This is a genomic window from Rugamonas sp., from assembly GCF_025354735.1.
Lineage (GTDB): Bacteria > Pseudomonadota > Gammaproteobacteria > Burkholderiales > Burkholderiaceae_D > Rugamonas.
The window spans coordinates 18,006-30,590 of the sequence record NZ_JANXMI010000201.1; the positions used below are offsets into that span (position 1 = coordinate 18,006).

Consider the following 12,585-nt stretch of genomic DNA (forward strand, 5'->3'; position numbering starts at 1 on the left):
GGGGAGATAGCCTTTGTGTTGTGTTATTACCGCACTGCCCGTTTGCGCGTGGATGGCGACCGCAACAAAAACGGCACCCGGAGTAGACCCCGTAGTGCCGCCCTTGATTCGACGCCGCCGGTCCGGTGCGGTGCTAGCCGCCGCCGGTCCCGCGTCCATCTACCGCGCATTATCAAGCAAGCCTTATGCCAGCATGCTGGCAACCTTAAAAGTGAAAAGACAACTTTTCAGGCCGGGCAATGATAACGACTATCCGCAAAAACTAATATCGGAAAAAGCGATTCCGACCAAAATTTAATTAGGCCGGAATACCGGAAATGTTAAAACGCGCGCTAAACCGGTACCGGTTTCAAGCCGTCCAGGCCCTTGGGCAAGGGGAAGGTGACCGCTTCCTGCACCCCGTCCAGCGGCCGCACGCTGCGCACGCCGCACTCTTTTAGACGGTCGATGACGGCATGCACCAACACTTCGGGCGCCGACGCGCCGGCCGTGACGCCCACGCGCAACTTGCCTTCCAGCCAGGCCGGGTCGATTTGCGAGGCGTTGTCGACCATATAGGCCGGCGTGCCCATCTTCTCGGCCACTTCGCGCAGGCGGTTGGAATTGGAGCTGTTGGGGCTGCCGACCACGATCACCAGCTCCACTTGCGGCGCCATGAATTTGACGGCTTCCTGGCGGTTGGTGGTGGCGTAACAAATATCTCCTTTTTTCGGCTCGATAATGTTGGGATATTTGCGCTTCAGGGCCGCGATGATGTCGGCGGTGTCGTCAACCGACAACGTTGTCTGGGAAACATAGGCCAGCTGGTCCGGTTTCATGACGCGCAGCGTATCGACATCGGCCACCGTTTCGACCAGATACATGCCCTCGTCCGTCTGGCCCATGGTGCCTTCGACTTCCGGGTGGCCGTCGTGGCCTATCATGACGATCTCGCAACCCTGGCGCCGCATCTTGGCCACTTCGACGTGCACCTTGGTCACCAGGGGGCAGGTGGCGTCGAAGATGCTCAGGCCGCGCGACTCCGCCTCGGCCCGCACCGCCTTCGACACGCCGTGGGCCGAAAACACGAGCGTGTTGCCGGCCGGTACGTCATCGAGGTCCTCGATAAAGATGGCGCCCTTGTTGCGCAAGTCTTCCACCACGTAGGCGTTATGGACAATTTCGTGGCGCACATAAATCGGCGCGCCGAATTGTTGCAGCGCGCGCTCGACGATCTCGATCGCGCGGTCGACGCCGGCGCAAAAACCGCGCGGCTGGGCCAACAGAATTTCCTTATCCATCACTATCCTCGCTGCTTACAGCACAGAAATAAGATTGACCTCGAAGCGCAGCGGCTGGCCGGCCAAGGGGTGGTTGAAGTCGAACAGCGCCGTTTCATCGTTAATTTCGCGCAAAACGCCGGCGAAACGGCCACCGCCCGGCGCCGCGAAATCGACCAGGTCGCCGATTTTATAGTCGGCGCCCGGCACCGAGTTGTCATCGAGCGTGGCGCGCGTGACCGGACGCACCAGCTCCGGCGTGCGTTCGCCGAAGCCCTGGGCCGGCGTCAGCTCGAAGGTGCGGTGCGTGCCCTCGGGCAGGCCGAGCAGACAATCTTCGAGGAAGGGCGCCAACTGGCCCTGGCCCAGCATCAGCGTGGCCGGATTTCCATTGAAGGTTGTAACGATATCAGTACCGTCCAAACGGGCCAGACGATAATGCAGAGTGAGGTAGGCCGACTTGGTGACGACGGCAGTTTGTGCATTGGACATGACGTGGGATTCTGTGAGCGTGCAAACCCGTATTGTAAGCCACCTTGCCCGCTACGCTCGTGGTCCACGCAGAATTGACTGCGCCGCGCGGTGCGGCATCTCAAACAGGGGAGCAAACATGGCGATCAGCGACTGGCCCGAACATCAGCGTCCGCGCGAGCGCCTGATACGCGAAGGCGCGCCGGCCCTGTCGGACGCGGAATTACTGGCCGTATTCCTGCGCGTCGGCGTCAAGGGCAAGAACGCCATCGAACTGGCGCGCGACATGGTCGGCCACTTCGGCTCGCTGCAAGCCTTGTTCGGCGCCAGCCTGGCGGAATTCTGCGCGACCCACGGCCTGGGCAGCGCCAAGTTCGCCCAATTGCAGGCCGTGATGGAGCTGGCGCGGCGGGCGCTGGAAGAACAGGTGAAACAGGGCTCGGCCCTCAGCTCGCCGCAAGCGGTGAAGCAATATCTGCGGCTGCTGTTCCATGGCAAGCCGCACGAATCGTTTCACGTGCTGTTCCTGGACGTGAAGAACCGTTTGCTGGCGTCGAAGGAATTGTTTCGCGGCACCCTCACCCACACCAGCGTCTACCCGCGCGAAGTGGTCAAGGAGGCGCTGGCGCGCAACGCCGCCAGCGTCATGCTGGCCCACAATCACCCGTCCGGCTCGGCGGAACCGAGCGAATCGGACTTGCTGCTGACGCGCGCGCTGGTGCAGGCGCTGGCCCTGGTCGACATCCGCATCCTCGACCATTTTGTCGTGGCCGGACAGCACGTCCACTCTTTCGCCGAACACGGACAACTGTGACTCCCCCTTGGTTTACCCGTGTTTACCCATGGGCGTGGCATGAAAAACAAATTGTTAAATAATTTTAAAACTTCATGACACACTTGTTTTTCACAAGTCATTGAAAAAGCTGGGGTTTTTAGATATACTCTCGTTTTTCCAATTGTGGAATGTTTTTAAGGAGTGCACCATGGCACGTGTTTGCCAAGTCACTGGGAAGAAGCCGATGGTCGGCAACAATGTTTCCCATGCAAACAACAAAACCAAACGTCGTTTTTTGCCTAACTTGCAGAATCGTCGTATTTTTGTTGAATCTGAAAATCGCTGGGTCTCCCTGCGTCTGTCCAACGCCGGTCTGCGTGTCATCGACAAAGTCGGCATCGACGCCGTTCTGGTCGATATGCGCGCTCGTGGCGAAAAAGTCTAAATAGGGAGCTATCATGGCAAAATCTGGCCGCGACAAAATCAAGTTGGAGTCGACCGCAGGTACGGGTCACTTCTACACGACCACCAAGAACAAGCGCACGACGCCAGCGAAAATGGAGATCATGAAGTTCGATCCTAAAGTTCGCAAGCACGTGACGTACAAAGAAACCAAGATCAAGTAATCGATCTTCGGTTGGTCAAAAAAAGCCGTTCATTGAACGGCTTTTTTGCGTCTGGAGTGTACCCGGCCGGCATTGCCCGGCTTGCCGGCACGGAGCATGACCAAGCGACAGCGGCCGCCATCCCCTACCGTCAAACAACAACGGCTCCGAAATCGGAGCCGTTGTTGGCAGTAATGATACCGGCCGCAGCGGCCCGGTCAAAGCTGGTGCGTCAAGCGTAGCTGCGCAGGCGCAAGGAAAAATCTTGCAGCGATTTGATGCCGGAATCCTCGGCGCGGTTGCACCAGTCTTGCAGCTTGTGCAGCAACTGGTCGCGCGTGAAGTGCGAACGCTCCCAGATCACGCCCAGTTCCACGCGCATATTGTGCATGGTTTCCAGTGCCTTGCTGTGCTGGAACAACTCGCTCAGCTGCTCCTGCTGCGGCGCTTCCAGTTTGCCCGGCTCACGCTGCAACAGTTTGCGCGACGATTTCAGGAAACGCGATTCTAGCTGCGCCTTGTCCTTCAAATGTTCCAGCTCTTCTTTCCAGGCGTGCTTGAGCGACTTGCCGTACTTGGCCATCACGTCATAGCGGTTGGCGATGACCGATTGCAGCGTGTCGAAGTCGGCTTCAAGCTTGCCGTGCGCGAACTTCGGCGCCGGCGCCAGCTTCTTCACCTTGGCCAGGCCCAGCGTTTCGAGGATGCGGATATACAGCCAGCCGATATCGATCTCATACCATTTCGACGACAGCTTGGCCGACGTCGCGAACGTATGGTGGTTATTGTGCAATTCCTCGCCGCCGATCAGTATGCCGAAGGGAATGATGTTGGTGGCCGCGTCGGCGCAATCGTAGTTGCGATAGCCCCAGTAGTGGCCGATGCCGTTGATGATGCCGGCGGCCGTGATCGGTATCCACATCATCTGCACGGCCCACACGGACACGCCGATCACGCCGAACAGGGCGATATTGATGGCCAGCAGCGCGACCACGCCCTGCCAGCTGTATTTGGTGTACAGATTGCGCTCGATCCAGTCGGTCGGCGTGCCATGGCCGTACTTGTCCATGGTTTCCAGATTCTTCGATTCGGCGCGGTACAGCTCGGCGCCCTGCCAGAACACTTTCTTGATGCCGCGGGTGACCGGGCTGTGTGGATCTTCCTCGGTGTCGCACTTGGCGTGGTGCTTGCGGTGGATGGCGGCCCATTCTTTGGTCACCTGGCCGGTGGTCAGCCACAGCCAGAAACGGAAAAAGTGGCTGGGAATCGCGTGCAGCTCAAGCGCGCGGTGGGCCTGGTGGCGGTGCAGATAAATAGTGACGCTGGCGATGGTGATGTGCGTCACCGCCAAAGTGTAGAAAAATACTTGCCAGCCGGAGAGGCCTGTGATGCCGGTTGCCAGAAATTCCAGTACTGCGCTTAAACTAAAATTCATTACTGCTCCAAAGTGGGGATCGCATACGGTGACTTCGCTGCCTGGAAGGTCCGATATTTTCTTTATTTTGATTATAATTGTACGCTGAATCGCTCATGATTTGCGGAAGGATTTCCTGCCCTCACGGAACGTTGGCGCTGTTTTCCACCGCTGCGAGGGCTGGCTCGGCCGTGGGCAAGGGGCCGACGATGCGCATTTCGCGTTGCGGGAAAGGAACAGATATTTTGTTCTGTTGCAAGGCTCGCCAGATTGCCCGGTTCACGTCCGAGGTCACGCCACCCCGGCCGTTTTCCGGGTCGCTGATCCAGAAACCCACTTGCAGGTCGAGTCCATCGGCGCCAAAAGTCTGCAACTGGGCCGACGGCGGCTTTTCCTTGGAAACCCGCTCCACCGACGCGGCCGCCTGTTCCAGCAGCGACAGCGCCAGGTCCAGGTCCGTTTCATAGCCGACCGAGACCTTGGCCGACAGCCACAACATCTTGTTCGACAGCGAGGAATTCTGCACCGGACTGGAAATGAGCATTTCATTGGGCACGATCGATTCTACGCCATCGAGTCCCTGCAACACCGTGTAGCGCGTATTGATCTGGGTCACCTTGCCGCTGTATTTATCGACGGTAATCATGTCGCCTATCGTCAAGCTACGATCGAGCAAGATCACAAAGCCCGACACATAGTTGCTGGCGATCTTCTGTAAACCAAGGCCCAGGCCGACGCCCAGGGCGCCGCCGAACACGGACAGCACCGTCAAATCGATGCCGACCAGCGACAGGCTGACCAGCAGGGCGACGACGATCAAGATGGCGCGGGCCATGCGCGCCAGCACCACGCGCAAATTGGAATGCATGCCCTGCATCATCATCAACCGCTCTTCCAGCGCCGTGCCGGCCCACAAGGCCATGACCAGCAGCACGGCGACCGAGACGATGGCTTGCAAAATCGCGGCGATCGACACCTTGTACTTACCCAGCGGCACCACCGTCGTATCCATGAAGGCGAAGATATCGTCCCACAACCCGGCGATATAGATGACGACGGCCAGCCACACCAGCAGCTGAAACACTTTCTCGAACACCAGCATGGCGGCACCGACATGGCCGCGGCGCGCGAACACGCGGCGCAAGAGATAAAACGTCAGCCGTATCACGACCAGCGAGCCGAAGATGGGTATGGCCAGCTTCAGCAGATTAACGTGGTGCCATCTCACCATCAGCTGCCGCGACAAGGCCAGTAAAGCGACGATCATCAGCGGCCCGACGACGCGGCCCAAACTTTCCACGCTGAAGCGCACCATGCCCTGCGGCTCTTCCTTGCGGCCGAATTGAAGGCGCAGCAAGCGCGCCAGGCCCCAGCCGACGACGATGGACAGCACGATGGCGCCCAGCTGCCACATCAGGCCGGGGTCGTTGATGTCGCCGATCAGGTCGGCCAATACGTTTTCGAAGGGAGCTTGCTTCATTGCGGTCATGGAAGTGGGGGTATGACAGGGTAGCGTAAAAGCCCGGGCCGCCGCTGTCCGCCAGCGCATCCGGGCAAAAAAAAGCCGGGGAAGCATCCCCGGCCTGCTTGCTTAATCTTCGGCGTCGTCTTCGTCGGCCTGGTCGGCGTCGTCCGCGCCGTCCGCGTCGACCTTAACCGGCAGCACCTTCTTCGGCATGGGCTTGCGCTCGAACACGGCGGCGAAGAAGCCGTCGGTCTGGTGCTTGTGCGGCAACAGCTTCAGGTAGTCGCCCATTTCCAGCTCGATCTTTTGCTCGGCCAGCACTTTGCTCATCGGCACAAGTTCAAAGTCGGCGTGGTTGGCCAGGAATTGCTCGGCGACGTGCTCGTTTTCTTCATTGAGGAAACTGCACGTCGCGTAGACCAGGCGGCCGCCGCCTTTCAGCAGGCGGGCGGCGCCGTCCAAAATGGCGATCTGCTTGGCCTGCATCTCGACGATGGCGGAAGGCTGCTGGCGCCATTTGACGTCGGGATTGCGGCGCAGCGTGCCCAGGCCCGAGCATGGCGCGTCGACCAGCACGCGGTCGATCTTGCCGGCCAAACGCTTGATCTTGGCGTCGCGTTCGTGCGCGATCTGCACCGGATGGACGTTCGACAGGCCGCTGCGGGCCATGCGCGGCTTGAGCTTGGCCAGGCGCTTTTCCGACACGTCGAAGGCGTACAAACGGCCGGTGTTGCGCATGTGCGCGCCCAGCGCCAGCGTCTTGCCGCCGGCGCCGGCGCAGAAGTCGACCACCATTTCGCCGCGCTTGGCGCCGACGATTTGCGACAGGATCTGGCTGCCCTCGTCCTGTACCTCGATGGCGCCGGACTTGAACAGCGGCAGGTTTTGCAACGCCGGCTTTTGCAGCACGCGCAGGCCCAGCGACGAAAACGGTGTCGGCGTGCTGCGGATAGGCGCCTCGGCCAGGCCGGCCATGACTTCCTCGCGCGTGGCCTTCATCGAATTGACGCGCAAGTCCAGCGGCGCCGGCGTGTTCAGCGCGTCGGCCAGCAACAGCGCTTCCGTTTCGCCCATCTGCGTCACCAGCATCTCGAACAGCCACTTCGGCATGTTCGAGCGCATCGATTTGTGCATCAGCTTGCGGTCGATCTGCGTGATGCGCTCGGTCCATTCGACTTCTTCGTCGCTCAGGCCGCCCATCGACTCGATGCCGACGGCGTCGGCCATGCCCAGCAGCGTCAGGCGGCGCATGGTGGCGCCGCCGCCGGCTTCAGAGAAGTCGGTGAAGAAGGATTTGTTGCGCAAAATATTGTAGATGCACTCGGCGATGGCGCCGCGCTCGCGGCCGCCCAGGCGCGGATGATCTTTAAAGTAGCGTGACAGCGTGGTGTCGGCGGGCGCCGAAAAGCGCAGAATCTCGCGCAATACTTCTTCAGCATTGGCAAGTATCGCTGGTGGCAATCTCATGGAATTCCTTGGTTAGTGATGTGTTGTGTGGTCCACGTGGACCGCGCCGTTCAGCTGCGTCAGCCGGTCTTCGATAAACCAGCGCACGGCGCGCGGGTAGAGTGTGTGTTCCTGCTCGAGCACGCGGGCCGACAGCGTCTCGACCGTGTCGCCCGGCAGCACCGGCACCGTGGCCTGGGCCACGGTCGGACCGTGATCGAGTTCGGCGGTGACGAAATGCACGGTCGCGCCATGCTCGGTCACGCCGGCTGCGAGCGCCCGGGCATGCGTGGACAAGCCTGGAAACAGCGGCAGCAGCGAGGGGTGGATATTGAGCATGCGGCCGGCGTAGTGCTCGACGAACGGTGGCGTCAAGATGCGCATGAAGCCGGCCAGCACGAGCAGGTCGGGGGCGTGGCGGTCGATTTCCGCTTGTAATACGGCGTCAAACTCGGCGCGGGTGGCGTATTGCTTGCTCTCCACCACGGCCGTCCCGATTCCATGGGCGGCCGCGAACGCCAGCCCGGGGGCGTCGCTGCGGCTGCTGATCACGGCGGCAATCCGGGCCGGCCACTGCTCGGCTTGCGCCGCGCGTATGACCGCCTCCATATTGCTGCCCCGACCGGAAATGAGGATGACGATATTTTTCATAGGCCGCCATTGTACCCTCTCAGGCGTGGCGGACCAAGAAAAGCGCTGCGTTTGCTGCGACGCAGCATGACGCCGTTCGCGCGATTAGGCCGCTGTTAGCGGCGCGATGCCATCAAGTTGCGCCCGGCCGCAGCCGGGTCCGCAGCTGATTTCAAGGCTTATTCAAAGGAATAAAACACGCGGAAGGGGATTTTTTTCTCGGCCCAGAAATCGGCCGCGTCGCGGAATACGTCGAGCAGGGTCTCGCGCGCTTCCTTGTCGAATTTCTGGGTATTGGGCAGTTGTTCGAGGACGACGAGGAAGCCGGCCAGCGGCAGCGCCGTGGTGGCGATGGCGCCGAACACGGTCTCGGTCAGCGTGGTGCGCAGGCCGTCGAAATTCTTGCCTACCCCTTTGGGAAACTGGAACGATTCGGCGATGATGCCGAGCACTTGCTGTTTTGTGACGCCGGCGTTGCAATGTGCATATAAAAAGTGCTGCCCGAGACGGGCGGCCTCGTCTTGCAATTCGGCGACGCGAAAAGCACGGATGGACTGGACAAGGTTGGGCGGCACGGTCATTAACAAACTCATTTTTCCCTCAAATCGACCTGTTATGCATGGGTGTTGTTCTTTTCTGCCAGCGGGTCAATGCACTGGCGCTGGACGAAGTCGCATTTCTTTGCGTCAATCCAATCCCATACGCATATTAGGGTAACGTGTTGTTCCCCACGAATCAACACGAATGTGATGGCTAACGCAAGATTTGTAATAAACAGAAGATTTCTTAGGGGTTTTCCGGTCACTGGGGCAGCCGCCCCCTCTGCGCGCGCCTCCGGGCCGGGCCCGGCGGCCAGAGAAGAAGGGGGCCGCTGCTGTTACAATTTGTTGCCATCAGAAACCCTTTTTCGGGAATTGCCGGATTACCATAGAACCGTGGAATATCAGATCGCCTGATATACCTTCCAACCTACAACGAGGTATCAAATGAACTTGCAAGCCAAACTCATCGCTTCCGCTCTCTGCCTGGGCGCCTTGCCGCTCGTCCAGGCCGCCGACTTCGAAGATTTCGGCAAGGTCACCCGTGTCACGCCCCAGGTCGAACAAGTGAACCGTCCTCAGCAGGAGTGCCGCACCGACTACCAGCAAGTGCAGCAACCGGCGCAGGAACGCAGCGCGGGCGGCGCCATCATCGGCGGCATCGCCGGCGCGCTGCTCGGTAGCCAGGTCGGCGGCGGCTCCGGCCGCACCGTCGCCACGGCGGCCGGCGCCATCGCCGGCGCCGTCACGGGCGACCACATCGGCAACGCCAACAACCAGCCGGGCGGCGTCTCGCAGCAGGCGGTCAAGCAATGCCGCACGGTCGACCATTGGGAATCGCGCAACGTCGGCTACCAGGTCAGCTACGACTACCGCGGCCGCAACTACACCAGCAATATGGCCTACGATCCGGGCGAGCGCATCCGCCTGCACGTGTCGGTCGAGCCGGCGCAGCAATAATCGCTCGGCGCGCGCACCATCGCGCGCGGCGCCCCGCCACTGCCGGACAGCGATGTCCGGCAGTTTTTTATGGGCCCGCCCCGTCATCCGGCGCTCGCCGCGCATGCTGCTTGCTTTGCGGTAAGGCGACGCGGGATAATGCGGATCGACTCACCGCCACCTCACGCTAGCCATCCATGCTCATCAAACGAAAATCCATAGAACAAGTTGAATCGTCGCGTCCGGCGCGCAAGGCCAAATATGCGCCGGTCACCCTGTCGGAGCAGGATGGCGTGCGCTATTTGCACTTCGGCACGGAATGGGTGCAGGGCGCGATGCGCATCCGCAAGCCCGACTGGCCGGAACTGGAATACGCGCAGCAGATGATGAGCTGGATGTTGTGGCTGGAACAGCCGCGCCGCATCGCCCAGCTGGGCCTGGGCACGGCCACGCTCACTAAATATTGTTACAAACAGTTTCCCGAGGCCGAGGTGACGGCCGTCGAACTCAATCCGGCGGTGATGGCGGTCTGCGCCTCGATGTTCAAGCTGCCGCCCAACGACGCCCGCCTGCGCGTCATCGAAATGGACGCGCTCGACTACGTCAACGACCCGGCCAACGCCGGCCAGCTCGACGTCATCCAGGCCGACCTGTACGACGCCACCGCGCGCGGTCCCGTGCTCGACAGCGCCGAGTTCTACCAGTCGTGCAACGCCTGCCTGAGCGACGACGGCATCTTGACGGTCAACCTGTTCGGCGACCATCCCAGCTACGCCAAAAACATCAAGGCCATCGGCTTCGCGTTTGAGCAAGTCATTTGCCTGCCGCAGGTCCACGATGGTAATGTCGTGGCCATCGCGTTCAAGCGCCGGCGCGCGCTCGACGATGAGGCCCTGGCCGCGCTCGACGCGCGCGCCGCCGCCATCGTCGCGGCCACCAAGCTGCCGGCCAAATCCTGGGTCAAGGGCATACGCAGCGGCCTGGGCGGCAAACCCGGCAAGGCCGGCAAAGCCGACCAACAATAAGCAGTGGCAAGCGGCCAGTCCGGCCTGACGACTTTGAAAGTGGCAGCATCCATGTCTTCCCCCAAAGCGCTCGATCTGCAACAGATATTCACGTGGATGCTGGCCGACGGCCTGGTCGAGAAAGCCGACGTCAAAGCCCAGTACGCGCAAGCCCAAGGCATCTTGAAAAACACCGTCGGCGCCATGCATCCGCTGTGCGCCGTGGCCCACTGCAAATTGAAATCCGGCCTGCCGCCGCACAAGCAACTGACGCTCGACGCGCTCACCGAATGGCTGGCCGGCCGCGCCGCCCTGCCCTTTGTCCGCATCGACCCGCTCAAGATCGACTTCACCAAGGTCGCCGACGTGATGTCGGCCAGCTACGCCGCGCGCTTCAACATCTTGCCGCTGGAATTGACGCAGGATGTGCTGGTGGTCGCCACCGCCGACCCCTTCGCCATCGAATGGGAAGCCGAGATCGCCAAGATCGCGCGCCGCGCCGTGCGCCGCGTGATCGCCAATCCGCTCGACATCGCCCAGTACACCTCGCAGTTTTTCGCCCTCGCCAAGTCGATCAAGAAGGCCAATAAAACCAACGGCCAGGACCTGGCGCTGCGCAACAACTTCGAGCAGCTGGTCGAGATGGGCAAGATCAACAAGCAGGTCGACGCCAACGACCAGCACGTCGTCAACATCGTCGACTGGCTGTGGCAGTACGCCTTCGAGCAGCGCGCCTCCGACATCCACCTCGAGCCCAAGCGCGAGCTGGGCACCATCCGCTTCCGCATCGACGGCGTGCTGCACCAGGTCTACCAGGTGCCGGCCGTCGTCATGATCGCGATGACGGCCCGCATCAAGCTGCTGGGCCGCATGGACGTGATCGAAAAGCGCCGCCCGCAGGACGGCCGCATCAAGACCCGCACCGCCGGCGGCCAGGAAATCGAGCTGCGCCTGTCGACCCTGCCGACCGCCTTCGGCGAAAAACTGGTGATGCGTATTTTCGATCCGGAAGTGGTGGTCAAGACGCTGCCCGAGCTCGGCTTCCCGGCCGACGACGCCGCCCGCTGGGACGACTTGACCAGCCGTCCGCACGGCATCATCCTCGTCACCGGCCCGACCGGCTCCGGCAAGACCACCACGCTCTACACGACGCTCAAGGCGCTGGCCACGTCCGAGGTGAACGTCTGCACGGTCGAAGATCCGATAGAGATGGTCGAGGCGGCCTTCAACCAGATGCAGGTCCAGCCCGGCATCGATTTATCCTTCGCCGACGGCGTGCGCGCGCTGATGCGGCAAGATCCCGACATCATCATGGTCGGCGAAATCCGCGACCTGGCCACGGCCGAGATGGCGATCCAGGCCGCGCTGACCGGCCACCTGGTGCTGTCGACGCTGCACACCAACGACGCGCCATCGGCCGTCATGCGGTTGCTGGAACTGGGCGTGCCCTATTATCTGCTGGAGGCGACGCTGATCGGCATCATGGCCCAGCGCCTGGTGCGCACCCTGTGTCCCGACTGCAAATCGCCCGACGGCGAGATCGGCGACGACATCTGGCACAGCATAGGCGGCGCCTGGAAGATTCCCAAGCCGGCCGTCGTGTACCGCCCGGTCGGCTGCCCCGAATGCCGCCAGACCGGCTATCGCGGCCGCACCGGCATCTATGAATTGCTGACGGTGACGGAAAGCTTCAGCAAGCTGGTGCGCGAGGAAACCGACATCCACGCGCTGCGCGGCCAGAGCGCGGCCGACGGCATGAAACCGCTGCGCATCGCCGGCGCCTACAAGATCATCGAAGGCGTGACCAGCGCCGAGGAAGTGCTGAAAGTGACGGCGGCGCTGGGCTGAGGTGCGGCTGAACTGCGGCGGCAGTCCGGTTGAAGTTGATGTAGAGAAAAACCTTTGCAGAAGACAGGGAGCTGTATATAATACGGCCTCTTTCGGGTCGTTAGCTCAGCTGGTAGAGCAGCGGACTTTTAATCCGTTGGTCGCAGGTTCGAATCCCGCACGGCCTACCACGAATGCGCAGTAGAAAAAA

General features: G+C 61.3%; 13 protein-coding genes and 1 tRNA gene. 7 read left to right on the top strand and 7 right to left on the bottom strand.

The features are described from left to right. Window positions 1-332 precede the first annotated feature (332 nt). Both ispH and Q0S71_RS16070 read right to left on the bottom strand, forming a co-directional pair. Window positions 333-1,280, bottom strand: coding sequence for a 4-hydroxy-3-methylbut-2-enyl diphosphate reductase (gene ispH, locus Q0S71_RS16065; protein WP_295997745.1), 948 nt, complete (start codon window positions 1,278-1,280; stop codon window positions 333-335). 15 nt (window positions 1,281-1,295) lie between these two features. Further along, complete coding sequence (locus tag Q0S71_RS16070) at window positions 1,296-1,751, bottom strand: FKBP-type peptidyl-prolyl cis-trans isomerase (RefSeq protein ID WP_295997748.1); 456 nt, start codon at window positions 1,749-1,751, stop codon at window positions 1,296-1,298. Window positions 1,752-1,869: 118 nt separating this feature from the next. Here Q0S71_RS16070 and radC point away from each other — a divergent pair, with 118 nt between their 5' ends. From radC to rpmG, 3 genes are all read left to right on the top strand, one after another. Further along, window positions 1,870-2,544 carry a DNA repair protein RadC gene (radC, locus tag Q0S71_RS16075; RefSeq protein ID WP_295997751.1) on the top strand — a complete coding sequence of 225 codons (675 nt, stop codon included), beginning with the start codon at window positions 1,870-1,872 and terminating at the stop codon, window positions 2,542-2,544. A gap of 169 nt (window positions 2,545-2,713) precedes the next feature. Beyond that, entirely contained in the window at window positions 2,714-2,950 is a 237-nt protein-coding gene (gene rpmB / locus Q0S71_RS16080; RefSeq protein WP_010400928.1) for a 50S ribosomal protein L28, read from the top strand. Window positions 2,951-2,963: 13 nt separating this feature from the next. Next, complete coding sequence (rpmG, locus tag Q0S71_RS16085; RefSeq protein WP_081611954.1) at window positions 2,964-3,131, top strand: 50S ribosomal protein L33; 168 nt, start codon at window positions 2,964-2,966, stop codon at window positions 3,129-3,131. Between the two features lie 211 nt (window positions 3,132-3,342). Here the strand turns inward: rpmG and Q0S71_RS16090 are convergent, their stop codons facing one another. The 5 genes from Q0S71_RS16090 to Q0S71_RS16110 all read right to left on the bottom strand — a co-directional run bounded on the left by Q0S71_RS16090 (window position 3,343) and on the right by Q0S71_RS16110 (window position 8,658). Continuing rightward, on the bottom strand, window positions 3,343-4,545 hold the full coding sequence (locus Q0S71_RS16090; RefSeq protein WP_295997810.1) for a fatty acid desaturase: 1,203 nt from the start codon (window positions 4,543-4,545) through the stop codon (window positions 3,343-3,345). A 121-nt stretch (window positions 4,546-4,666) separates the two neighbouring features. Continuing rightward, complete coding sequence (locus Q0S71_RS16095) at window positions 4,667-6,004, bottom strand: mechanosensitive ion channel domain-containing protein (protein WP_295997813.1); 1,338 nt, start codon at window positions 6,002-6,004, stop codon at window positions 4,667-4,669. A gap of 111 nt (window positions 6,005-6,115) precedes the next feature. After that, the gene (locus Q0S71_RS16100) at window positions 6,116-7,456 is read right to left on the bottom strand and encodes an RsmB/NOP family class I SAM-dependent RNA methyltransferase (RefSeq protein ID WP_295997814.1); all 1,341 of its coding nucleotides are present in this window, start codon (window positions 7,454-7,456) and stop codon (window positions 6,116-6,118) included. Window positions 7,457-7,468: 12 nt separating this feature from the next. Then, window positions 7,469-8,086, bottom strand: coding sequence for a phosphoribosylglycinamide formyltransferase (gene purN / locus Q0S71_RS16105; RefSeq protein WP_295997817.1), 618 nt, complete (start codon window positions 8,084-8,086; stop codon window positions 7,469-7,471). 158 nt (window positions 8,087-8,244) lie between these two features. Continuing rightward, entirely contained in the window at window positions 8,245-8,658 is a 414-nt protein-coding gene (locus Q0S71_RS16110; protein ID WP_295997820.1) for a barstar family protein, read from the bottom strand. 393 nt (window positions 8,659-9,051) lie between these two features. Here Q0S71_RS16110 and Q0S71_RS16115 point away from each other — a divergent pair, with 393 nt between their 5' ends. The 4 genes from Q0S71_RS16115 (at window position 9,052) to Q0S71_RS16130 (ending at window position 12,565) form a co-directional block, all read left to right on the top strand. After that, window positions 9,052-9,564: a glycine zipper 2TM domain-containing protein gene (locus tag Q0S71_RS16115; protein ID WP_295997823.1), complete on the top strand. Its 513-nt coding sequence runs from the start codon at window positions 9,052-9,054 to the stop codon at window positions 9,562-9,564. Between the two features lie 176 nt (window positions 9,565-9,740). Beyond that, window positions 9,741-10,568 carry a spermidine synthase gene (locus Q0S71_RS16120; protein WP_295997824.1) on the top strand — a complete coding sequence of 276 codons (828 nt, stop codon included), beginning with the start codon at window positions 9,741-9,743 and terminating at the stop codon, window positions 10,566-10,568. Between the two features lie 51 nt (window positions 10,569-10,619). Next, entirely contained in the window at window positions 10,620-12,395 is a 1,776-nt protein-coding gene (locus tag Q0S71_RS16125; protein ID WP_295997827.1) for a GspE/PulE family protein, read from the top strand. 94 nt (window positions 12,396-12,489) lie between these two features. Further along, window positions 12,490-12,565 (top strand) — tRNA-Lys (locus Q0S71_RS16130). Window positions 12,566-12,585: the final 20 nt, after the last annotated feature.